The following is a 23,395-nucleotide window of genomic DNA, read 5'->3' as shown; positions in this document are numbered from 1 at the left end:
CTTATAATCAGTAGCTCAAAAGAGCCAATAATTAATAATTTGCCTCTAATTGATTACTAACTAAATGTCCAAAAACGCTTCGTTTATCCTTTGCCAATTGACGGTATTGCCCCTTTTGCACAATAACACCTTCATCTAAAACAATTACTTGGTCAGCATGGCGAATTGTAGATAAGCGATGGGCGATTACAATAATTGTCATCCTTCCCTTCAATCTTTCAATAGATTGTTGAATTTTCGCTTCATTTTCAACATCTAGAGCACTTGTAGCTTCATCCAGTACAAGAATCGATGGTTTTCGAAGGATAGCGCGAGCTAAAACGATACGCTGTCGTTCTCCCCCAGATAATTTAATACCACGATCACCTATACGTGTATCTAACCCTTGTGGTAGCTTTCTCACAAATTCAGCTGCAGAGGCAAAATCTAATGCATCCCAAATACTTTCCTCAGTTGCATCAGGCACTAAAAGTAATAAATTTTCCCGAATGCTTGCATTAAAAAGGAATGGTTCCTGAGGTACATAACTTACAGCTTTTCTTAATGCGATAACCATATCGCTTGTTAAAGGAACTCCATCGATGACGATATTTCCCTTTTCCGGATAATTTAATCCCATTAACAAATCAATTAGTGTGCTCTTCCCTGCACCTGAACGACCGACAACTGCGGTCATTTTATTAACAGGAATAGTAAGATTAATATTTTTCAGCGCAAATTCAGATGTAGGATGATAGCGGAATGAAACCTGCTCACAAACCATTTCCTGGGTAATTTCTAGAGGCATAATCTCGTTTAAATTTTCTAAATTTATTTCTTTTGCTTCATAACATTGATATTGCATCGTTTTTACGGCTTTAAATGCTGGTAGAATCGTTGCCATTTGTTCTAAAGAACCTTGTATCCCTGCAACTCTCGGCCATAATCTTGAAAAAATTAATACAATCATCATTAACTGCGCTACTTGTGCATGAAAAAGATTTATTGCAAAATAAATAAAGATTACGAGAAAAATAGAACTTGCAGTTCGATAATAAAATTGTGTTTTCATTTTCAGCTTTGTATAGTCTACCTGCTCAGTTAATATTTGCTTTGTGATCATTTGATACCAGTTGATTCTTGACTGTTCTAATGTATTGCTTTTTACATCCTTAATGCCGTTAATTTGTTCTGTTATCCCAGCTAAATGCTCTTTTCCTAAATGATAGTTCCGCTGACCTAGTGCAATAGATGTTTTTAAAAACTTCCGATTCAACACTAATAAAATAATTCCACATAGTAAAACAAATAAAGTAATTGCCGGAGAAAGGAAAAAAGCTAGACCAATTTGGATCAACGTGAAAATCAGAGATGACATAAATTGTAGAAACGATTGCGTACCTGAGCTTGTTCGAACGATTTCAGTTGTTAATATATTGATAAGATCAGATTTTCTATTTTTTATAAAAAAGTCCCAATTTGCTTGCAAAATAGCACGATATGTTTCAACACGTAAATATCGAAGAAACCCATGCTGTATTTTAGCGTTTTGTACAGTAATCATTCGTTGGAAAAAGTTATGACTAATGACAATAAGTAAATACAAACATAAAATAACCGCTAAGCCAGCTTCAGTTGGAACATCTTGTAGAAATGAAAAAAGGCTTATGACAGATTGTCCACTTGGTTCGACCTCAATTACACCACTTATGCTTATCATTGGAATTAATAGCAAAATTCCAATTCCATCTAACAAACTAATACATACCATTGCAAAAAAATTAACGAATAATTTCTTGCCTGCGAACGACTGGATTTGCCTTAAAAAATAAAAAAGATCTGACATTGCTTGTTCCTCCTAGGGTTATACATGCTTCCTAGCTCTTCGCCAAGCACATAAAAAAGGACGTAAAGGAAAATAAAGAAAATGCATCCTTTTTGGTAATGGTAGAGTTTCCGCATCTTCTGAGAAAGGAAATAGTAAACTTATTATAAATAGTAGTTTTTGATTCATCGATTTTAGAGAAAACAAATGCCTCGAATGGTATGATGCCACTTCGTCTGGTAGAGGCTCTGTATGAAGGTTAACCATTCTTTCAAGATAAAAAATTGCATCTTGTGCTAATTTACGAGAACGTCTTTTATTTACTAAAAACTTGATTTCATGTGGATACTTAGTATTTAGGAGAGAATTGGATAGTAGAAGCGCCTGACCCGCTATGTGTGTTAACTGATACTTACGTAAAAGATGCTTCACTAAATTCCAGTCAATATCTTTATGTAAGAGATAATGAATATCTAGTAGCCACCTAAGTCTTGACCAACCATGACGAGAACCATGTGATATTAAAAAGACAAACAAATCTTCTTTCCCTAAATAAAAAACATTTGTGTTCGTTAAGTTACTATTTCTTTTCCTTTTCCATAATTCATTAAAGCTTTGTTCAGCATTTGGTCCTGGATTTAACCTCCAATGAATTTCAAGTTTTATTCTCTTTTGAGGATGATAAAACGCAAAATGATGATGTCTCCACTTCCAATCATTTAGGACAGACTTAATATAATCATTTTTTATATAACCCATTTCCATTAAAATTTTTTCAGCTCTCTGAAGATCTTTTATCTGAATAAGAAAATCCAAATCACTTGAAGTACGTAGTGAAATATCACCATACAGATCATGGGCAATGACCGGACCTTTTAAAAATAATATCTTAATAGCCTCTTCAGAAAATAATCGATTTATTAAGTCTATCTCCGCGCTTAATTTAAGCATCATAAATGTGTTTTGTCGGTATTCAATTTCGAATTCTTGTATTATTTCTTTTGGAACTATAAATTGATCAACATCTTTTATTTTTTTATATAATACTGGAAAAACACGATGGTGTTTAGCCTGTTTTATAAAGCTTTTCCAATGGAAAGAGGACAATGTTCTTGTTGGAATAGGACTATAGCTATTTTGATTCCTTAAAATCTGTAAAATAACATTAAGCTCATTTGGGATGCTTGCTATATCAAGTTGAAATTTCTCCACAATCCTTGCCTCCAATTTTTTTGGCGAATTTCCCTACTATCGTGAACTTATCTTTTCCTTCAAAGCCTGTAACAATATAAGGCCCGCTTCGCAGCCAAGCATGGGCAATTAACTTTCCGTTTTCCTCTCTTGCTGTACCAAGATATAGCGTACTTTCTATTCCTCGTCTTTCTAACATTTTCATCGCAGCAAATGCCTGAACTAAACATTGACTTTCCCAAAAGGTATACCTATTCATAATTCGAATTGCTTGGGATATATTTAATAATTCCTTTTTTCTATTTGGCATAGGTAAATAGGTTGTTTCATCCATTTGAAGTCCTAGAGAAGGTGCCACATTCGAAAATGGTAATCTTTTCAAATGCCATCCTAATGCTAAATAAATATAGGATTCTACAAGAAGACATTTCATCCTCCAATCCATAGCAATCAAAATTTTCAACTTTGCAAAAGGTCTCCATCTCTTTATAATGTTGAATTTCACATTATGCTACCTTCTTTTATTACGATTAATTCTTCTTTCTTAAGGGATTCTAGAAATGATAGTACCTGTTTCTCACATTCACCTCTGTCGACATCATAATTATTTACTAAAGAGTCTACTAGCTCAGGATAAGAAATTGGTTTTTCAATTAAGTCCCAAATTACTCCTCCAATTTTCCCTAAATTATAATATTTCCCATTTAAAATGCTTAACATTACTTTTTCTCCATCCATATCACTTACAATATTTCCCTCTTTTTGCTTTATATAAAAGGGTCCTTCAAATATATCACCCATATATTATTTCCTCCTCATTACATGTCGATATAATCATTTCTGTTAAATCATAGGCTGTAAATCTTTGCAATGGACGTTTGATTCTAAAAAGCTTAACAGCTTCACATATGGTTGTAGAGGTATGAAAATGCCATTGCAACAAACCTGCTGGTACAATAAAAAAGTTCCGGTATGTATGATTAAATATTGTTTGTAGCCTCTCTAGTTTATGTATTTGGTAGATTCCTAACTTTTCGTCTTCATTTTTTACAAGCTCTATAATACCTGCTAATGGCAAGGGCTTATCTACAAACTGCTCGCTTACTGGGATTGCATACTTCTTTTCCCTTTCAAATATAGGACGATATAATTTGGAGTCCATCCCAAACTCATTAATACTTTCTTGCCACAGCTTTTGCTGAGGATAGGAAGCACAAACAATAGGTACATTTCTATCATTAAGAAAAACCGAAATTACATCATCACTAATAAAACGATATCCTTGCCTTAAAAAAGCAGCTGCAGTTGTTGATTTTCCAGCGCCAGAATCACCAACTATTGCGTACGCTTTGCCGTTAATCTCAATTGCACTACCATGTAAAGGAAGAATTCTTCTTTGCATTAATAATGCACCCATACACGTACCTAATAGATAAAGTCGAATTAAGTCTTTCCTATCCTCTGAAATAGGAGAAACTATTATCTGTTTTCCTTCTTGAATACAATAAATAGCAACATTAGGCACTTTAAAAAGCCAAAATTTTTCTTTAATAACAAAAATTCTATCTGAATCCCCATATTCTAACCAAATTTCAGTTAAATCCTCCTCCTTTATTGTTACATCGATATACCGACTAGTTTGTATATTTATTAGTTCTGGAAAATCAATTTCACTACTAAATGTTAGACCAAATGCATAGTATAATCCCTGTCTTTCCACTTGCTTCATAATACCCCCCCTTTGTAAAACAACACCCTAAAACACGTTCAATATAATGAACATTTTATTAGTGAGAATTTAATTATCAGGAATGAAATTACGGAATTTCCATTATTTTATTCTCTATAAAGAACAACCATAGATTCAAATTACCATTTTTTATTAAATGTGTCAATAAGCAGGGGAATATAATATTATCTGGCGAAGAGGTTAGAGGATAATGGTAAGGACATATGTAATTTGTTCAATGTTTTAGTTCCTCATATAAAATTTTCTTTCATTTTACATGAGGAACTAAATAAAGAGTTGTTAGCTAACAGGAGGATCCCAAATGTCAAAATCATGGCTCGTTACTGTATCAACTTGTGTAGTACCTTTACCTCCATACGTATGACTAACATCAAGAATTTCCAATGTAGGCTTTTCCCATTGCGCTTTTAATTGCATCATCATTGTTCACCCCCTTTCAATTTATTAAATAAATTCCTTCTTCATAAACCGGTGAAAAATTAATCCTCGTATAGCTACTTTTACATGGGAATCTACAGCAAGTTCCGTTAATGGCTTTTCCTTTAATTTTTGTACAGCTAATTTCAAAACATCAATGTTGAGGTATTCCTTTGTCATTGAGTCAGAAATAACGTTATGTATTTCATTCAATATTTCTTCCTTAACCGATAACATTCGTTCAATCCAATCAGCACTTTGCATACCTCGAATATTTTGACTTAATCTGACTTCATCTGGTAATCTATTTTTAGTCACTCTTCTAATGAGAGAGCGATCAATCCCATGTTTTATATATTGATCAACTGGAATTGCTAAACAAAATTTAATTATTCTCGGATCATTTGTAGGATCTCTTTCTAAAGTTCCATATCTTAGAGATAGTTTCGTTCCAACTACCCCACTCTTATTCCAATAATATGGTTGTTCAAAATGATTTCTCCGTGTCTCAAATGAATTAAAATCCTTGCCGACATTATTATTTTTTAATTTAAGAAAAACCTGACTTTTTTCTGCAAAACTATGATTAATTAATTGGGGTAAACGAGAATGATTTTGTCCGTAGCTGCCTTTTCGTTTTGGTAATGCTCTGTGGGTAATCATAGATAATAATCTTTTCTTACTGATATTTCGATTATGACTAAATAAACGAATTTCATTATAAAGTTTAATAAAATTCAATTTTTTTAGTAATAAACTATAATAATCTAATCCTGGGCCATATGAGATTGAAAAATTTCCTCTCGCCCCTGTTAACAAAACTCCGATATTATTTTCTTGTGCTTTTTCATAGATTCCTCTAATCCAAAATGTATTTTCAAAAAATTTATAGGGCATTTCTATCATCTCGAGCCATTCATCTATTTCTGTATAAGAATCTCTATCAGGAAAATTCAATAATTTATCATGAATATTTCCAACATAGTTTGCTGTCGCCTTAATAAAGGGAGTTTCGTTAGGTACAGCCCATTTTGGCGTCCAATCGACAAAACCTTCTTTAGGAATATAACTAAATGTATGCAATGGTTTATTTTGATTAGCTAATATTGGAGAGGCAAAGCTAACAACAGCGCCTGAATCTAGACCACCGCTTAGTTGTGAACCAACATTTCGAAAGGTACGCAATCTAACATTCACAGCCTCCTGAAATATTCCCTTAAAAGCTTCCTCATATTCTCCATCAGATGTAAATTTAATGAAATCATCTGGGAGTAAACTTCCATATTTCATAATCTTTATTTTTTCTGTGTTAACTATGATAGAATGCCCTGGGGGTACTTGCTGAATATTCTTATATGGAGTTGTTGATGAATCTGTACAATCTACCATAGAATCGATAGCAAGAAATTCGGCTAACCACTGTTCATTTGGCTGCTTTTTTACATATGGAAGTGAGAATAAGGGCTTAATAAGTGTTGAAAATGCAAACCTGCTTTTACTTTCATCGGTAACAAAATATAGTGTTCTTACCCCAGATAAATCACGGGCTCCGAATATAGTTTGTTTTTTGATATCCCAAATCATAAAAGCAAAATCACCAATTATATATTTTGGGGCAGCTTCACCCCACTTTATATATGAATGTAAAATCAACTCACTATCAGTCATTTTCTTTCTTGATGGATTAATAATTTGCAACCGTTCAAATAATTCTTCTCGATTATCGATAATTGCATCTGCGGTTACAACTAGTTCTTTTTCATAATCATAAAAAGGTAACCGTTCAAATATTGACTCAGGTGTAATCCATTGGCCCAAGCAGCCTAAAAAGATTTGCTCCCTTTGCCAAACCTGACGATAATCTGAAGGAAAGCGATTAAACGATTCCATCAAGCTCGAGGCTTCATCAGATTTTATTGGCTCTCCATTCAAGTGGAAAATCCCTGTAATTGCACTCACTTCTTTTCCTCACTTTTCAATATGTAATTTTCAAAAAAATGATGAATCTGATGCTTAAAAGGAATAAATGTTTTGACCTTATTTATTTTCCCTCTAATTCTAAGTAATTCACCTTTTAGCTTTTCTTGTTCACGATAACTATTCTGTAATCTTTCCTCTATAGCTTGTAAAGAAATCCTCATTTGTTGGTTTTCCTCATAAAGCTGTCGGTCATTATAGCTAATTTTTTCAGTATTCAATCGTTCTACTTTTCCGTTCTTTGTATTACTACTAAATTTCATTTGATATCGATTCTGCCATTTATAATTCGTTATTTTTTCAATTTGTTCTGTTCTGAGTTGAAGAAATTCAAGATCTGGATCTGCTTTATATTTTGTCCCCGTCCATTTTTCAGCCTCTAATAGTACATCACTATAACCTAAGGTATGAAAAATATTTGCGCCAAGAATATTACAATACGTTTCAACTTCTTCCTTAGTTAAAATATTCTTCCATAAATTTAGAGATTTAGTATGTGGCTGGTTATGTTCAAAAAGATTTGGATCCCCTACACCCATGCTTTTAAACATGGTCCCCTTCGGTTTATCTAAAAAGTCACCGTATTTCTCAATTCCTTCTTCATAACTTATACTAAGAAACGTACATAATTTCTCAATTTCCTCACGTGGATGTTGAATTAATTTTTCATATGTTAAACGATAAGAATATGAATTGCACTTAGAAAAATAGTTAGCATAACGAAAATATCCGACAGTAATGTCAGCCAATCTTAGATTAAAGGTTGGTGAAATCAAATCTCTTTGTAGTTGTAAGCTTCTATCTTTTGAATAATGAAGTTTTTTATATGAGGCCATAACAGCTAAAGGGTTCCGAATTAACCAAATTCGCTTTGATGCTGGATAAAGTGCATCTAAAAATTCAAGAATATAATAATATCTTGGTGATTTATCTACAACTACTTCCCCACCACATCTTTGGAGAAATCCAGAATAAATTTCATTTGCAAAGCTTCGGCAAGCATCATGAAATAACTCCTTTGGAACAACTCCATTATAAAAACGGTTAATAATTGCACTCCCTCCATGTGCTGACCGACTATTTTGTAAATCATATAAACTCATTAATAACCACATTTCTTGTGTAGCAAAAACTTTACTATGGTTTTGAAGGATAGTCGTCGTTAAGGAACTTCCACTTCTAGGAACACAAAGTAAAAAGATTAAATTATCTTCTATGGTTTTATCCATCATGAACCTCCTTAACCTCTACCAAATACTTGACTTCCCTTCATTAATTCCAATTTTCTTTTTATTTGCGCTAAATTGATTGTATGATCAACAGTTAACGCCTTTATCGAAGTCAGATCATTTAAACATGAAGAGCATATCCACTTTCCTATATTCGTACTACTGTATGAAATATTTGAACATCTTGAGCAAATTTTTTTATACATTGCAAACCCCCAATAATGATGTAATATTTTTTGATAATTCAAACAAATTACCTTTGGATATTTCTTTTATTTCATTGCATAGTGGTTTTTATAGAAATAGACTCTTCAAATTAACTCATTTCTTGAATCCTAAATATTCTGTAAATGTTTTAGAAATTCGTATAATACTATAAAGACTAATTTTCATCATATTGAACAAATTTTTCTTTATTAAGAACAGTTACGTATAAAAATCTCTATTTAGGAATATTTCTATTTAATTTTTATTTGTACGCAATTATAGAATAATAAATAATTCACACACTATAAAGAACGATAATATGTCCCTATAAAGAACACAATGATATTTTTCCACTAATAAATAGTCGAAATTATCATCTCAATAACTTAATTTGTTATCGTTTCTAAATTTTCAATAAACGTTGTAGCTTCACTAAAACCATTTGGGTTGCTTTTCTGCCATCTCCATGAATCAACACACATTTCCTCTAGTCCTTTTGTCGCAACCCAATTTAATTCTCTTGCTGCCCTTGATGGATCTGCAAAACTCGTACCTATATCCCCTGATCTTCTTTCAATAATTTCATATGGTATTTTTCTACCAATTACTTTCTCGAAAGTTCCAATTATCTCCAAAACACTATATCCTTTACCTGTTCCAAGATTATAAGGACGAACCCCCGTCGTTTTAATTACCTTCTCAAGTGCCTTCAGGTGACCTTTTGCTAAATCAACAACATGAATATAGTCTCTAACTCCTGTTCCATCAATAGTATTATAATCATTTCCAAATACTTTGAGCTCTGTCAATTTCCCAGCAGCTACTTGAGTAATATAAGGGACTAAATTATTTGGTATTCCGTTTGGATCTTCACCTATTAAACCGCTTGGATGGGCACCTACCGGATTAAAATATCGTAGCAGAGCAATACTCCAATTATGATTCGCCTTATATAAATCACTTAGTATCTCTTCAATCATTAATTTTGTTCTTCCGTAAGGATTTGTTGCTGACAGAGGTAATTCCTCATGAAAAGGTGCATTTTCATTTTGTCCATATACGGTGGCTGACGAACTAAAGACAAATTTAAACACTTTGAATTGTTCCATTATTTCACACAAATTTAGAGTCCCTGTAATATTATTTTGATAATATTGAAGTGGAAATTCAACCGATTCTCCAACTGCTTTTAAACCAGCAAAGTGGATAACTGCATTAATATCGTGCTTAGAAAATACAGCTTTAAGTGAGTTCTTATTCAATAAATTTACTTCATAAAATTTAAAATCCTTTTCAGTAATTTCTTGAATTCTTTTTAACACTTCCAGTTTACTATTTGAAAGATTATCAACAATGATAACTTCATAACCTGCTTTTAATAATTCAATACATGTATGTGATCCTATGTATCCAGTACCTCCTGTGACAAGTATCGACATGTCTTTTACCCCCAGTGTATGTCTTCACTTTCGATCATTCCTAGCAAAACAAAATATAATTTCAATTTAAATAAATTAAGAAAATTCCGTGCTTTACAAAACACAATTCGTTCTATATAAAGAATATATTTTAATAATACACTTCAAGTAAATTGTTATCAACCCTTTCTTCCTTTTATATTTTAAAATCTCATATTTTTAATCCTTTTCATCCAATCCAATCTACAAATTAATGAATCTAATATATAAACATTATTTAAGGGGATGAAAAATAAAATGGAAACTTCAACTTCCACCTATTATATAGAACTAAACCGATGGGGGATTACAAATAATGGATCCTTCTCTATAAATAATTCTAAAGGGATTAATGATGCGCTTATGTGGGCAAGTCAGAATGGTTTTACAAAAGTTATATTTCCACATGGAACTTATGTAATAAATGAAACTACTCCTATTGAACCCGCCAGTAATATGACAATTGATTTAAATGGTTCAACTTTAAAAATAAATGAAAACGGATTAAGTAACTATTCTATTATTTGTTATAAAAAAAATCAGAAGTATTCCACTATAACTAACGGCATAATTATGGGTGATAAAGACCAACACAATTATTCATCTGGTGGAAGCCATGAAGGAGGCCATGGGATTGAAATCGGGACAATTAATCCACCTTCAAATGGTGGAAATAATACAAAATATGTAAGATTAACCAATTTAGAGATACTTAATTGCACTGGAGATGCAATAATTTTAAATAGTACTTTCGGTCAAATTTCACCTTTCCCATCCTTAATAGCTAAATCCTGGGAGCAAGGAAGTATAAGTCCATCTAACGGTTCTTTCATAGTTACCAAGGAAAAGATTAGATCTACATTAGTGATTGATTTGACACAAACTGAAATAGTAAAATATGGTTATTTCGGATTATATGGGAATGGATTTGGAAATCTTGGAGCAGATATTGTTTGTGACTTTTACGATGTTATTTTTTATAGCAAAGACAACACATTTCATTCTTCTAAACAAAAAGTTCAATTTTTCGATGAAGTTGAAGTTCCATTAGGTGCAGCATTTGCCAGGGTAGTACTTCACCAAACGACAATCCCTGATCCGAATAAATGTTTAATTAATATAAGAGTAGCTACATTTCCACAACAAACTTTTATTGAAAGATGTAACCTCCATCATTGTAGGCGACAAGGAATCAGTTTATGTGGTACAAAACAAAGCTATATACGAGAGAATCATATACATCATATAGGAGGAACTTCACCACAATCAGGAATAGATATTGAAGATGGCTATGATTTAAACCAAAATATTTACATCGAAAGCAATCAGTTTCACAATAATTCATCATACGATATTTTAGTAGTAAATGGAAAATCAATTCATATTACTAAAAATCAACTTACAAACACTGTTAAAGAAGGAGTTTCCTTATCGATAAACGGAGGAGCAGATAAAATATTTGTAACAGAAAATACTTTTCATAAAGCGAAAATTACTCTATCAGGAAATAGTTTATTTTCCAATAATTTCCTTTATGCAACACAACTACATGTACTTGGTAAATATCAAAGTAGACCAATTTTAATATCCGACAATCTATTCCATAATAGTAAATTAATTTCGAATACAGACTTCCCCTATATCGTTACAGTCGACGGATGTAGGTTTTATAACGATATTGATAAATTAAATGCATTTTCTGAGATATCGTGGACTTTAGAACTTAAAAACCAACCACAAATTATTTCAAATTGCATCTTCGAAGGGAAAGATACCTTGTATAATACTTATGTATTAAATAATGCAAAGGGTGGTTGGCTATTTAGTAATACTATTTTCAACAATGGAACGATCCTAGTCGGTAAGTATATTAACTGTATTTTTCAGAACGATTTTTCTACTCTAAGGATAATGGGTACAAGTGAAGATTCTATAGAATTAATAAATTGTACAATAAAAACAAGTGACAGGTTTAATTCTCTATTGAGCGTAAACAATATTAAATCATTTACATTAAAGGACTGTTATATCGAGAAACCTAACGGCACAGTATTAAACGTTGGCTCAATATCCGAATCCGTTACATTAGTTGGGAATACAATAAAAATTTCCGATGACCATTTATTAAGGCCGCTTATTTTATTACAGTCTTCATATAGTGGAAAATCAATTATCATTGAAAATAATACTCTAGATGTTTCTAACTTAAAGCAAATTGGTATAGAAAATGCAACTTCACCCAGTACATTTGTAGTTATTAGAAATAACATACTAAACAATGCTTCTATCAAATACAATGGTACAGAAATCAGAAATAAAAATATAATAGATGGCTTAATTGATAAAGATTAAAATTATAATTTCTGCCCAGCACATTTATCTTATAGATTATATCTGAGCTGTCGTCTAGTAAAAAAGTCTATACAGAAATTTCTATTAGTTTCTTAATGCATTCAATAACTCTATATTGCTCTTTCTCAAGCATTCCTGTACCTGATGGAATACAGAGGCCATTTTCAAATAATTCACTTGCAATATCTCTATCATCATGAGAGTAAAAACGACTAAATTTAAAGAGTGGTTGCAAATGAAGGGGCTTCCACACTGGTCGAGCTTCAATATTTTCTATTGCCAGTTTTTCTAATAATTCATTGACAGTTTGACCAAACTCTTTTTCTTCTATAGAAATTGTAGTTAACCAACGATTTGAAATTGATCCTTTTAATTCAGGCATGAATGATATTCCCGGGAGATTTCCAAGTTCCTTATAGTATATAGAGTGAATTTTTCTTTTAGCAGCGACACGCTCCTCCAACACTTCCAATTGAGCTCTCCCGACCCCAGCTAATAAATTACTCATCCTATAGTTATAACCTATCTGACTATGTTGATAATAAGGAGCTGGATCTCTAGATTGTGTTGCCAAAAAACGTGCATAATTTAAAGCTTCAACATCATTTGATACAAGCATACCACCACCAGATGTTGTTATAATTTTATTGCCATTAAAGGAATAAACTCCAAATTTCCCAAAAGTACCACTAGGCTTTCCTTTGTACATTGCTCCTAATGATTCAGCAGCATCCTCAATAATTGGAACTCCATAACTATCACAGATTGAAAGTATATCATCCATTTTAGCACTTTGCCCGTATAAATTGACAACAATTACTGCCTTTGGCAATTCCCCTTCTTTTTCTGCATCAACAAACGCTCTTTTTAATGCTTGTGGGGACATATTCCAAGTATCTGGTTCTGAATCAATAAAAACAGGTTCTGCACCCTGATATAAAATTGGATTGGCACTTGCTACAAAAGTTAGTGTAGAACAAAAAACCTTATCCCCTTTATTAACGTTAAGTAACAATAGTGCCAAATGAATAGCTGCTGTCCCCGATGAAACCGCAACAGCAGCCTTTACTCCGATTTTTTCAGATAACTCTTTTTCAAAAAGGTCGACATTTGGGCCAAGTGGAGCTATCCAATTTGATCGAATTGCTTCATTAATATATTTATTCTCATTTCCGCTCATATGAGGTGCCGATAAATAAATCCGACTTTGCAAATTATTTCCCCCTTAAATACTATATGGTACATATTGCTTTTTAAATAAATTTTCAAACTCATTAATTAGTGATAATTCCTTCAAATCACTAATTTTATAATGTGCTTGGTATTCCTCATCAACAATAATATTAGGATACATACCATGTCTTCTTTCAATATAAACTGTCTTCCAACCTAAGCTTTTTGCTGTAATGAAATCCTTAGATAAATTATCACCAATATATATACAATCTTTATGTTCAACTTGTAATGCCATACAAACATGTAAATACGGTACTTTACTTGGTTTCCAATTCTCTCTTCCAAATCGGTCAGATAGTATAATTGAGTGAAACATATTCTTTAGATTTAATGCTTTTACTTTGTTGTATTGCGCGTCAATATAACCATCTGAAATAATGCCCAATTTCACACTATCATGAAGATTTTCTATTACCCATTTAGCATCATTTAACAACTGAATATCCGGCAAATGTGTGCGATAAGTTTTTAAAAGAGAGTGAATTAATTTATTATTATAATTTACATTCAACCTATCAAGTGCCCGATTAAATATATACTTTCTTTCCCCTTCTTCAAAAAGTTCAATAGCTATTTTATAAAATCCACTTACTGACAACTTTTTTTGAACAGCTTTATCAACTGCAAGGAATCCGCTGAAGATATAATCTTTTTCAGCAAATAAAGTATCATCCAAATCAAAAATCATTGCTTTAGTTGACATCACGTAACCTCTCAATAAAAATTGCCTCATCGTATCTCAGCATTGTTAAATTTTCCTTCCAACTAAAATCTTCTTCTAAGAATTTTTCACCTTTTGTACTATTAATTGTCCATAACGGGAAATTTGCCCCTGCTTTTATAGATAAAGGGATACCTCCACCAAATCTTGGATTAATTTCTATGAAAGTAATATCTCCGTTATCTTTTTTAAAACACTGAAGTGTCAAACAGCCAATCGGTTCAGGTAAGACATTTATAACCTTTTCAACTGCATGGATAATATCTATATCCTTTTTCGTGATTCCTTTACTCACTTCACCTGCTCTAGTTTCAATTCTGCGACGAGGTACGATTGTTTTTATATTGCCATAAAAATCAACCATTACATCGACAGTATATTCAATCCCTTCAATAAATTCTTGAACGATTGAATTAGCAATATAGTCTTTAAAAAAACTTAATTCCTTTTCAGTATGAACTTTCGTTACCCCTTTACTTGAACTTCCATTATATGGTTTTATCAACAGAGGAAATTCATAAATTTTCTCTGTTAGTTCTTCGTTACTAAAAACCTTTGGTGTTTCTATATTATTCTCCTTGAAAAATTGATAGGTTTTTACTTTATCACAAGCAATTTCGTTCAAAAGAGTACCAGATACGAATAGCTTTACATCAAGCTCTTCAAATAAATGACGATTTTCGGATAAGAGTACTAATTCTGTATCTATTAAGGGGATAACTAGATTAATATTTTCTTTTTCACAAATTTTTAAAAGCTCCAGAAGATAATTGCCATTATCTACTCTCGGAACAATATAATGTTTATCACTAATAAATGCAGATGGTGCGCTATTTTTTAAATCAGCCGTTATTATCTTCCCAGAAATATTATTTGTATGATAAACCTCCTTAAATAGTTTAATCAGTGAAACTCTCCTTCCAGAACTTGTGAAAAGAATATTGAATTCATTGTCCTTGTTCATATTCATTACTCCCTCTAAATATTGGCATTGTTGCATAATCGCCATGCTTTATACCTTCAGAATTAATAACCTTTTTTATTGTTAAAAATAGGATTTTAATATCTAATAGGAAGCTTTGGTTTTCTACATACCAAACATCTAATTTGAATTTTTCTTCCCATGAGATACTATTACGACCATTTACTTGTGCCCACCCTGTTATTCCTGGTTTAACTAAATGTCGCTTTGCTTGTTCCTCCGTATATAAGGGTAAATAGTCCATAAGAAGTGGACGAGGACCAACTAAGCTAATATCCCCTTTTAATACATTTAGTAATTGTGGGAATTCATCTAGACTATATTTTCTTAAAAATTTCCCAAATGAGGTTAACCTTAGCTCATCAGGTAATAAAAAACCATTTTCATCTCTTCCATCCGTCATTGTACGGAATTTATAGAGTGAAAATGGCTTTCCATGTTTACCTGGTCGTATTTGTTTAAATATGATCGGTGATCCTAAATTTATTCGAACAAGGATTGCTATGATAGTTATAAAAAACGATAACAAAATCAGCATTACAATTACGCAACCAATATCGAATAGTCGTTTCATTTATAGAAACCTCCCTTATATTTTAGAAAAGGTATCTTTATACATTAAATAACTATTATTAGATATTATCAGTTTAATAACCTTTTCTACATTTTTACTCTTTGGCTATAATAATTAATGATTTTATCATCGACTTTTTCATCAAATTTCCTCGCAAAAAAATGGTTTGACTTGTTAATACTTTTTTTATCCTTTGTTTGTAAAATTTCAGGATGGTTTCCATTCCAATCAATATAAACTAAATTATTATTTATTACATTTGTTTTATATTGTGAATTCATAATAATAGTCTGAAAAAACCATTCATCGGGGCATAAAGCTCTTTTAAATGCTTTATAGAACCAACTATTATTTTCAACAAATTCATCTACATATTTAGCTACATTTAACGGCATGCAAAACCATTGGGAACCATGATAATATTCATATTCATTTGGTAATTTATAAAAGTTAGGTGATAAATTCAAACCAATACTATATAAATAAATGATTCCCCTTCTTAATAGCCTAAAAGGGTGATATTTACTACTATATTGCCTTCTTAATAAATTAAACCATCTTACATTTAGAAAAGCTTTATCAATTCTTTTAGTTATATGTTCCGAAGTCATAAAAATTTTACCGGGATGTTGTAATAAGTACTCCTTTAAGCCATTTTTCACTAATAAATCCTGCCCACTACGTAAGCAAACAAAATCATAATTTTTATTCGCTTTTAAAACTTCGTTTATTAATAGTAAAGTGGCATCAATCTGAGAAATATCTCCCCAGCTTACATTAATCGATTTTTCAGTAATATATACATTCTGATGTTTTATTATTTTTGTTGATAATTCATCTATATATTTTTTATCAATATGAATATAAACATCAGCTGTGTCTTCAGATATTAGTTGTTCAATAAATGTATTTACTTGTTTTGGATTTTTATGGACTTGTAACATATAGGCTATTCGCAACTGAGATTGACTAATTTCATTCATTAGGTTATCCCCTTTACTGTTCATCCCTAGCCCCCTAAATAGCTTATAAAATAATTTCATATATTATTAAGCTATTTCAGCAACTTTCTTTCGAGTATATTTTTTCGTAATTGCTTTTACTATACTTAATAAATAATTAAACTCCACAGAGCCTTTAAAGATTAAATAAAAAATAAAATTTGGAACGATTATACATATTAGAATACGTACGATTATTTCAAGCAACAGCTTATCTTGAAAAAATAATGAACCTATAGCATCTGTAATTATTGCTGACATGAATACTAGAACAGTAAATTGAAAATATCTTAGGAAATAAATTTTAACTGATTGATTAAATACGTATTTAAAAATAACGTAAGGATCGTACCAAAAATAGGTACAAAATCTGCTAATAACAGTCCCTAATATAACCCCTGCTATTCCTATCTGATTAGCAAAAATTATTGAAAATATAATATTGATAATTACAGCAATGACAGGCCTATATCTCCCTTTATTAAACAACCCGGTTGTATCTCTAAATGTTGTAGGTGCATCTTGCATTCCTGTCGTATAAAAGTTAACTAGTATAGCAAAAACGATATATTTATTAAATATATATTGTTCACCTAGCCATATTGTGATAAAAGGATTAATTAAATTCCAAAGACATACAACAAAAAATCCGTATATCCAGAAATTCGAGAAATTTAACACCCGAAAAATAAAATATTTCTTTTCTTGACCTTCTTTTGCAATGACATTCCCCACGCTAGCAGTAATTGAATAAAAAATATATCCTAAAAATGTAGTTAATGTTGTAATGATTAATAGATAGTTTGAATAAATTCCCACTGTAGTTACACCAATAAATATGGAAATAATGATATTGTCTGTTCCATTAATCACTACTCCGCTAATTTTGTATAAAAATAAAGAATATAAATCTTTAAAAAATGCTTTTCTTTCTAACTTCGTTAATTTTGAAATATTTTTCCCTTTTAAAAATGGGTATAACTTATTTGCCTTTTTTGCGATATAACCATTCTCGATTATTCTAAATAAAACTTGAGTAATGAGGACTAATATATAATTCCCAACCAATATTAATAAAATAATTTGAATTAAATTAGATATAAATATAAATACACTGTGTATTTTAGATATAATATGACTACGCTGATCTGCAATTATGATAGAATGTTTATATACAAAAAAATATGATGAAACAGAGTTAAGCAAAAATATCAAATAAATAATATTTATATGTTCAATTGAAGTTTGACCATTCATTAAATAACTAAGAAATGGCATTAATGATAAACCAATGATTAATATGACAATACCTATTATTCTATAAGCCTTTTGGTATAAGTTAATGAATGCTTGTATTTTATATTGATCCTTTTCTGCTAATGGCTTATACAAATTATAAATAATGGCTGAATCGAACCCCAGATTTGCTAAGGATAACATCATTAAAATACTTGAAAATAGCCCATCTATTCCTAAATATTCAATACCTAGCGTATATATAAATGCAGTTCTAACAGCAAACCCCATAATTGCACTGATAACTTGTCCCGAGATCCCAAAAAGCATATTTTTAAGTGAATTTTCAATTCTCATTATCCACCTACTGTTTTTTAATTTGACACAATCTTTTTATCTAGCTTCATCTTTAGCTTTCTTTTTAATATAGGCATAAAGTTTCTTATTCTATATCTTAATAATGCTCTTTTTCGCTCTTTTACAAAATCAAAATCTAAAAACCAATCGAGTAAATCTTCATTTTTAATTTTTGAATAATTTTCTCTCATCCTATTTTGTATCAGATTCCAATAAATTTTAATGAATGTATCGGTAAAAAATTTAACCTCTTGATACAAATATGTTTTAATATGGTCAGCCATATTATCTGATATATTAAAACCATAATTTAACGGATTTTCCCCTTCAGCAAGTATTCCTAAGATTGTTCGTAAGCATTTTTCACATTTACAACAATTTTCCTCATTTTTAAAACATACTCTTATATTTAACTTTTCGTTTGATTTTAAGGAATAATCAACAACAACCTTTACTTTATCCTGTCTAGTAAGTTCGTAAGCATCATGAAATACCTTTCCTGAGGCAAATTTTATCTTATTATCAACTGTAGGATCAGATGCACATGTTACTTTATATAAAGGTGAGTTTGAACTAGCAATATAAAGACATTTAACCTTGAAAAGATATGCTATTGGAATTGCTGCGGAAATTATAGCTAATCCATGATGTAAACCATGCCACCATGAGTCTCCTAATTTCCTCTTAAAATCAATGTCAATTTCTTCGGCTTTTAAAAAGGTACCATAATTCGATTGGATAAGAATATTATCAAGTCCGTACCTTTTACCAAAATCAACTGCATTTTGTTTATCTGCTTCCCATACATCACTATATGTTATTTCATTTTCATACCATCCATACTCTGTAATTAGTAGAGGATTTTTATCCTTTATTCTTATAAAAGTTGTTAGTGCATCAAGACCTCCACTGAACAGGGAAGCAGCTTCTTTTTCATGCACGTAATAATTGGGAACAATTTCCTCAAGGAGAATGGCTCCATTAAACTTAACCGATGGAAACATCTCTTGATAGGCTGCCTTTAAATCATCTAAACATTCAAAAAACGTTTTATCCAATTGTTTTAGCTGTATTACTGAGTCTGTTATCCAAATGAGTGGTATAACATTTGATACAAATGGAATTGATAATATACTTACTGGAACATCTTCAACTCCAAAGTTATATTCAATAAACATATGATTTTCATTTCTAAAATACTTTTGTAATTGACCTTCTAAACTAAAATAGTAATCTACTCTGTTATTTTTCACTACAATATTATTTAAGATTAGTTTATTCATATTTTCCTCCCGTTTCATCACAACCTATCTAAATTTCAAATTGATTTAACCATTCATTTACAATATCAAAATTAACATTTACATTTGTTACTATTTCAGAATTAATCATTTCAGCAAGTTCGTTTAGGTTATTTCTATCAATGGTATTAAGATTATATGTTTCTTCCATACCCTTCGCTCTTTCATCAATCGAAATAATAATAGAGCGTTTTTTATGTCGCATTGCGTATATTCCACCATGTAGTCGGGTTCCAACATAATCAACATCTGTACTTAATATTTTTTCATACTCTTCAATACTAGGAGAGACGTGGATAATCTTTTCAGTATGATTAAGAGTTTTCAAATATTCTAAGTCCTTTGCATCCTGGATCCAGAAGTACACATTGCGATAATGTTGATTTAATGTATCAATCAATAATTGATCGTTTTTCATGTCCTTAGAGTGATGTGTAAGAGTAAAAATAACCGATTCTGATTTTTTTGTTGGTATTTCATTACATAATTGTGGGGTAAGAGACCATAATGTCGCACAACCAGTATTCAAAGCTTTAAACCCCATCTCTTCAAGAATTTTTTTTGTTCTCTCATCTCTTACACTATGAATGTATTCATGGGAAAGCACTTTTTTGTACAACATTTTTGTGTACCAGTTTATTTCTGAACCTTTACCAGCACCAACTCCAAGTAATATACTTCCTTTTAATGGTTTATAATTAAATATATTAATATTCCACTGTGGAAAGTGAGTTAACATATCCATAGTAAGTAAATTTGAACCTCCAACAAATTTATATTTTGCGTTACTATAAATTTGTACTCGATTTGAATTCCTTGCGACTTGGTACCAATGAAATGGAGAAACGTGAGTAGGTAATGTCAACACATAAGCCTTCTTTGTTATATCCGACAATTGTTTTTTCACACACTTCATTATTATGTCGTCTCCTTTGTTGAGCGATCCGACTGATGTATCTAACAATAAGACATTTTCCATTTAGTAAATGCTCCTTTTTATAATACTAATGATTAACTAAGCGTAATCTTTAAAAGATGTTATAAAGCTTCTCAATTTCTAAATGATTATTGAAATCTGTATTTTCACAGTTCATTTTTAAAGTATTTCTTAAACTTGGATTTTTATATAATGTTTCAATTCCACGTGCAATCCCTTCAACAGATAATTCGGTTATCATGCCGTTAATTCCATTTTTCACTTGACTCTTTGCAGTTGTATAATTTGTTATTAACACAGGTTTCAAAAGTATTTGTGCTTCTACTACTGTAACAGCCTTCCCTTCATATCTTGATGGTTGTACATATAGGTCAGCTTCCTTTATATATGGATAAGGGTTTGTTTTTTTTCCTAATAAAATAAAACTATCGTCTAATTGATAGTTTTTGATTAATTCCTTTATTTTTAATTCATCATCACCATAGCCAACAACATACCAGGCAATATCGTTATAACCTTTATTTTTTAGGATTTTTAACGCCTTTACAGCATTATCAATTCCTTTTGCATGTGATAATCTAGCTACTGTTACAATTTTAAACCTCTCATCATGAACCATATTATTATTTACTTTTATTTGTGCCATTTCATGAATAAATGTCGGAGAAACAATATTTTCTATTACTGTAATTTTATTAGCTAATTCGCTATATTTTTTTAAAAATGCTTCTTTACATGATTCTGATACAGTTACTATATGATCAAATTTCTTCCACATTTTTAAGTCTACTTTAATATTTGTATTGACTGTAGAATAATCAGTATGTATCCATGCAATTTTTTTTCTAGCTTTTACCTTATCCGCTACAAAATAATGTGGCCATAAATAACTAATTGCTACATCATATTCTTTTTCAACTGATGGTAAAAAAGGTAGAGCAGACAACCACATCAATTGCATTTGGTAATAACCTGGCTCGACAACACCTCTTAATTTTGAGCTAATATCTGCCTTTATCTTTGAAAAGACACGCGCAAGTCCAATTAAAAATTGTTTTTCTTTAAATACACTAATAATTGATTTTCTAAAGGTCGTATATTGAGGTATTTCTTCTAATAAATCAACATTATGGGATAGCAAATATAGAAAATCTCCTTGTTGTTTATATAAAAATAAATCAACATCGTATTTTCTATAATCAAAGTTATCAAGCATACTTAAAAGGCTTCTTTCAACACCACCCACTTCCATATCGTACGAAGAAATTAATATTTTTTTCATTTAATCCTCCATTTCATTTTCATATAAACTTATTAATTTTGTTATTCCAGAATTCATTGAATATCCTTGTTTAATAAAACTATTTTTTATCATTTCAATATCCAATTCTTTTTTATTTATTCTTTGCAATATTGCATCAGCCCAAATTTCTGGTCCATCATTAAGAGATAACTTTGTCATTAATCCCATTTGTAAATCTGACTCTGGTTGGATTGCTTCTGAAACAACACAAGGTATACCACAAGCCTGTGCTTCAAGGAGAACAAGGCCTAACCCTTCATATTTTGATGGAAAAACAAATATGTCCATTGAATGCAAGACTGTTGCTATATCTTGTCTTATTCCTAAAAATTTAATTTTATTTTGTAAACCTTCTTTTTGGGCAATTTCTTCATATCTCTCTCTTAATTCTCCATCACCAACAAGAATCATTTTAACTTTGGGATTCTTTTCAACAATATTTCCCATTATCTCCATTAAAAATTTATGATTTTTCGAATCAATAAATCTACCAATATGACCGATAATAAGGGAATCTCCTAACCCTTCCTTTTCCTTAAACTTTTTTACATCTTCCTTTCTATTCACTAGAAAATTAGTGTAATCGATTAAATTCGGAAAAAGTAAATATTGATTCCCCAAAATTTTCTTCTCCCCAAATAAAAAAATTCCTGCAGCCTGACTACATGCAAGAAGTTTTGTAGAATATGCATTTATTAAATACCTCATTATCTTCATATAGAGCTGACGTATAAACGTATCACTTTTATCATTTGTTGTATGTGCATGTGATATCCTAACGTTAATTCCAGCAATTTTTGCCGCGACACATACAATACCACTGTGAAATAAAGTGTGTGAGTGAATAGCGACATATGGACCATATGTCCTTATTGCTTTAATTATTTCAAGAATAGAATATTGATTTGATAAAGTAATTATTCTACCTCCCAACTTTTTAATTTCAACATCATAGTCAGAATCTTTATTACTGAAAGTTAGAAAATCAAACTGTATGTTTTTTCTATTAATATTCCTATAGATATTCATTAACATTGTCTCTGTTCCAGCCCTATTCATTGCTCCAACTACGTGTAGAACTCTTTTCTCACTAATCTTTTCCACTTACAGGGTCCCTCCAACTCATTTATTGTTGGGTTAAAAATTTTAAATATCAGCATTTGGTATTATCAATAATAAACCTAACAGATAAATTAAATATTTTTATTTATTTGTATTTCGACTTAATATTTGAGTTATTATTTGTTGAATAATTTCTCTTACTTTAATATCCTCAGCATCTTGGTACATAAGGACGGTTTTTACCATAATTTCTTGTAAATCATATTGATTAAGCTTCTTTATAGAATTCACAAATATTCCC

21 protein-coding genes are annotated in these 23,395 nt (G+C 30.9%); 1 reads left to right on the top strand and 20 read right to left on the bottom strand.

Going from position 1 to position 23,395, the window contains the following annotated elements; all coding sequences use genetic code 11:
* Nucleotides 1-31 precede the first annotated feature (31 nt).
* From ACTJJ9_RS15860 to galE, 9 genes are all read right to left on the bottom strand, one after another.
* Nucleotides 32-1,825, bottom strand: coding sequence for an ABC transporter ATP-binding protein (locus tag ACTJJ9_RS15860; RefSeq protein ID WP_145583503.1), 1,794 nt, complete (start codon nt 1,823-1,825; stop codon nt 32-34).
* A gap of 18 nt (nt 1,826-1,843) precedes the next feature.
* On the bottom strand, nt 1,844-3,016 hold the full coding sequence (locus tag ACTJJ9_RS15855) for a nucleotidyltransferase domain-containing protein (RefSeq protein WP_145583505.1): 1,173 nt from the start codon (nt 3,014-3,016) through the stop codon (nt 1,844-1,846).
* The gene (locus tag ACTJJ9_RS15850) at nt 2,997-3,440 is read right to left on the bottom strand and encodes a lasso peptide biosynthesis B2 protein (protein ID WP_145583515.1); all 444 of its coding nucleotides are present in this window, start codon (nt 3,438-3,440) and stop codon (nt 2,997-2,999) included. Before ACTJJ9_RS15850 ends, ACTJJ9_RS15855 begins: the two co-directional genes overlap by 20 nt.
* Before the next feature lie 56 nt (nt 3,441-3,496).
* Nucleotides 3,497-3,796, bottom strand: a complete 300-nt coding sequence (locus ACTJJ9_RS15845) for a lasso peptide biosynthesis PqqD family chaperone (RefSeq protein ID WP_145583507.1) — start codon at nt 3,794-3,796, stop codon at nt 3,497-3,499.
* Nucleotides 3,789-4,724, bottom strand: coding sequence for an aldolase (locus ACTJJ9_RS15840; RefSeq protein ID WP_145583509.1), 936 nt, complete (start codon nt 4,722-4,724; stop codon nt 3,789-3,791). The genes ACTJJ9_RS15845 and ACTJJ9_RS15840 overlap by 8 nt, the downstream gene beginning before the upstream one ends.
* Before the next feature lie 300 nt (nt 4,725-5,024).
* Nucleotides 5,025-5,168 (bottom strand): paeninodin family lasso peptide, encoded by a 144-nt coding sequence (locus ACTJJ9_RS15835; protein ID WP_233452388.1) that lies wholly within the window; start codon nt 5,166-5,168, stop codon nt 5,025-5,027.
* A gap of 21 nt (nt 5,169-5,189) precedes the next feature.
* Nucleotides 5,190-7,121, bottom strand: a complete 1,932-nt coding sequence (locus tag ACTJJ9_RS15830) for an asparagine synthase-related protein (RefSeq protein ID WP_145583511.1) — start codon at nt 7,119-7,121, stop codon at nt 5,190-5,192.
* A complete protein-coding gene (locus ACTJJ9_RS15825; RefSeq protein ID WP_186324263.1) occupies nt 7,118-8,368 on the bottom strand; it encodes a sulfotransferase family protein in 1,251 nt (416 codons plus the stop codon). The genes ACTJJ9_RS15830 and ACTJJ9_RS15825 overlap by 4 nt, the downstream gene beginning before the upstream one ends.
* Nucleotides 8,369-8,961: 593 nt before the next feature.
* Nucleotides 8,962-10,014: a UDP-glucose 4-epimerase GalE gene (gene galE / locus ACTJJ9_RS15820; RefSeq protein ID WP_095299846.1), complete on the bottom strand. Its 1,053-nt coding sequence runs from the start codon at nt 10,012-10,014 to the stop codon at nt 8,962-8,964.
* 276 nt (nt 10,015-10,290) lie between these two features.
* On the opposite strand from galE, the gene ACTJJ9_RS15815 reads away from it, so the two are divergent.
* A complete protein-coding gene (locus ACTJJ9_RS15815) occupies nt 10,291-12,384 on the top strand; it encodes a right-handed parallel beta-helix repeat-containing protein (RefSeq protein WP_170944315.1) in 2,094 nt (697 codons plus the stop codon).
* Nucleotides 12,385-12,451: 67 nt separating this feature from the next.
* Here the strand turns inward: ACTJJ9_RS15815 and ACTJJ9_RS15810 are convergent, their stop codons facing one another.
* The 11 genes from ACTJJ9_RS15810 to ACTJJ9_RS15760 all read right to left on the bottom strand — a co-directional run bounded on the left by ACTJJ9_RS15810 (nt 12,452) and on the right by ACTJJ9_RS15760 (nt 23,385).
* Nucleotides 12,452-13,564 carry an aminotransferase class I/II-fold pyridoxal phosphate-dependent enzyme gene (locus tag ACTJJ9_RS15810; RefSeq protein WP_095299926.1) on the bottom strand — a complete coding sequence of 371 codons (1,113 nt, stop codon included), beginning with the start codon at nt 13,562-13,564 and terminating at the stop codon, nt 12,452-12,454.
* Nucleotides 13,565-13,609: 45 nt separating this feature from the next.
* Nucleotides 13,610-14,323: an HAD family hydrolase gene (locus ACTJJ9_RS15805; protein WP_095299844.1), complete on the bottom strand. Its 714-nt coding sequence runs from the start codon at nt 14,321-14,323 to the stop codon at nt 13,610-13,612.
* The gene (locus ACTJJ9_RS15800; protein ID WP_249921961.1) at nt 14,313-15,341 is read right to left on the bottom strand and encodes an ATP-grasp domain-containing protein; all 1,029 of its coding nucleotides are present in this window, start codon (nt 15,339-15,341) and stop codon (nt 14,313-14,315) included. The genes ACTJJ9_RS15805 and ACTJJ9_RS15800 overlap by 11 nt, the downstream gene beginning before the upstream one ends.
* Entirely contained in the window at nt 15,289-15,897 is a 609-nt protein-coding gene (locus ACTJJ9_RS15795) for a sugar transferase (protein WP_095299842.1), read from the bottom strand. The genes ACTJJ9_RS15800 and ACTJJ9_RS15795 overlap by 53 nt, the downstream gene beginning before the upstream one ends.
* Nucleotides 15,898-15,983: 86 nt before the next feature.
* Nucleotides 15,984-16,880 carry a beta-1,6-N-acetylglucosaminyltransferase gene (locus tag ACTJJ9_RS15790; protein ID WP_440768716.1) on the bottom strand — a complete coding sequence of 299 codons (897 nt, stop codon included), beginning with the start codon at nt 16,878-16,880 and terminating at the stop codon, nt 15,984-15,986.
* Nucleotides 16,881-16,946: 66 nt separating this feature from the next.
* The gene (locus tag ACTJJ9_RS15785; protein WP_095299840.1) at nt 16,947-18,491 is read right to left on the bottom strand and encodes a lipopolysaccharide biosynthesis protein; all 1,545 of its coding nucleotides are present in this window, start codon (nt 18,489-18,491) and stop codon (nt 16,947-16,949) included.
* 17 nt (nt 18,492-18,508) lie between these two features.
* Nucleotides 18,509-19,774 (bottom strand): peptidase, encoded by a 1,266-nt coding sequence (locus ACTJJ9_RS15780; protein ID WP_145585347.1) that lies wholly within the window; start codon nt 19,772-19,774, stop codon nt 18,509-18,511.
* A 28-nt stretch (nt 19,775-19,802) separates the two neighbouring features.
* Entirely contained in the window at nt 19,803-20,771 is a 969-nt protein-coding gene (locus tag ACTJJ9_RS15775) for a polysaccharide pyruvyl transferase family protein (protein ID WP_095299838.1), read from the bottom strand.
* A gap of 49 nt (nt 20,772-20,820) precedes the next feature.
* Entirely contained in the window at nt 20,821-22,011 is a 1,191-nt protein-coding gene (locus ACTJJ9_RS15770) for a glycosyltransferase (protein WP_440768715.1), read from the bottom strand.
* Nucleotides 22,012-23,136: a glycosyltransferase family 1 protein gene (locus ACTJJ9_RS15765; RefSeq protein WP_145585366.1), complete on the bottom strand. Its 1,125-nt coding sequence runs from the start codon at nt 23,134-23,136 to the stop codon at nt 22,012-22,014.
* 99 nt (nt 23,137-23,235) lie between these two features.
* Nucleotides 23,236-23,385: a hypothetical protein gene (locus ACTJJ9_RS15760; protein WP_440768714.1), complete on the bottom strand. Its 150-nt coding sequence runs from the start codon at nt 23,383-23,385 to the stop codon at nt 23,236-23,238.
* Nucleotides 23,386-23,395: the final 10 nt, after the last annotated feature.

Origin of the sequence: Metabacillus sp. 22489 (genome assembly GCF_052044855.1) — a bacterium.
Lineage (GTDB): Bacteria > Bacillota > Bacilli > Bacillales > Bacillaceae > Metabacillus > Metabacillus niabensis.
The sequence above is the reverse complement of the archived record's forward strand: the minus strand, read 5'-3'. Positions and strand labels throughout refer to the sequence as shown.

Excerpts from the sequence above, each read along its gene's own strand:
- ACTJJ9_RS15770 (WP_440768715.1), bottom strand. The coding sequence starts at position 22,011 with ATGAAAAAAATATTAATTTCTTCGTACGATATGGAAGTGGGTGGTGTT.
- ACTJJ9_RS15860 (WP_145583503.1), bottom strand. The coding sequence starts at position 1,825 with ATGTCAGATCTTTTTTATTTTTTAAGGCAAATCCAGTCGTTCGCAGGC.
- ACTJJ9_RS15845 (WP_145583507.1), bottom strand. The coding sequence starts at position 3,796 with ATGGGTGATATATTTGAAGGACCCTTTTATATAAAGCAAAAAGAGGGA.
- ACTJJ9_RS15815 (WP_170944315.1), top strand. The coding sequence starts at position 10,291 with ATGGAAACTTCAACTTCCACCTATTATATAGAACTAAACCGATGGGGG.
- ACTJJ9_RS15800 (WP_249921961.1), bottom strand. The coding sequence starts at position 15,341 with ATGCAACAATGCCAATATTTAGAGGGAGTAATGAATATGAACAAGGAC.
- galE (WP_095299846.1), bottom strand. The coding sequence starts at position 10,014 with ATGTCGATACTTGTCACAGGAGGTACTGGATACATAGGATCACATACA.
- ACTJJ9_RS15835 (WP_233452388.1), bottom strand. The coding sequence starts at position 5,168 with ATGATGATGCAATTAAAAGCGCAATGGGAAAAGCCTACATTGGAAATT.
- ACTJJ9_RS15810 (WP_095299926.1), bottom strand. The coding sequence starts at position 13,564 with ATGAGCGGAAATGAGAATAAATATATTAATGAAGCAATTCGATCAAAT.
- ACTJJ9_RS15780 (WP_145585347.1), bottom strand. The coding sequence starts at position 19,774 with ATGAATAAACTAATCTTAAATAATATTGTAGTGAAAAATAACAGAGTA.
- ACTJJ9_RS15850 (WP_145583515.1), bottom strand. The coding sequence starts at position 3,440 with ATGGATTGGAGGATGAAATGTCTTCTTGTAGAATCCTATATTTATTTA.
- ACTJJ9_RS15790 (WP_440768716.1), bottom strand. The coding sequence starts at position 16,880 with ATGAATGAAATTAGTCAATCTCAGTTGCGAATAGCCTATATGTTACAA.
- ACTJJ9_RS15825 (WP_186324263.1), bottom strand. The coding sequence starts at position 8,368 with ATGGATAAAACCATAGAAGATAATTTAATCTTTTTACTTTGTGTTCCT.
- ACTJJ9_RS15795 (WP_095299842.1), bottom strand. The coding sequence starts at position 15,897 with ATGAAACGACTATTCGATATTGGTTGCGTAATTGTAATGCTGATTTTG.
- ACTJJ9_RS15785 (WP_095299840.1), bottom strand. The coding sequence starts at position 18,491 with ATGAGAATTGAAAATTCACTTAAAAATATGCTTTTTGGGATCTCGGGA.
- ACTJJ9_RS15775 (WP_095299838.1), bottom strand. The coding sequence starts at position 20,771 with ATGGAAAATGTCTTATTGTTAGATACATCAGTCGGATCGCTCAACAAA.
- ACTJJ9_RS15840 (WP_145583509.1), bottom strand. The coding sequence starts at position 4,724 with ATGAAGCAAGTGGAAAGACAGGGATTATACTATGCATTTGGTCTAACA.
- ACTJJ9_RS15805 (WP_095299844.1), bottom strand. The coding sequence starts at position 14,323 with ATGTCAACTAAAGCAATGATTTTTGATTTGGATGATACTTTATTTGCT.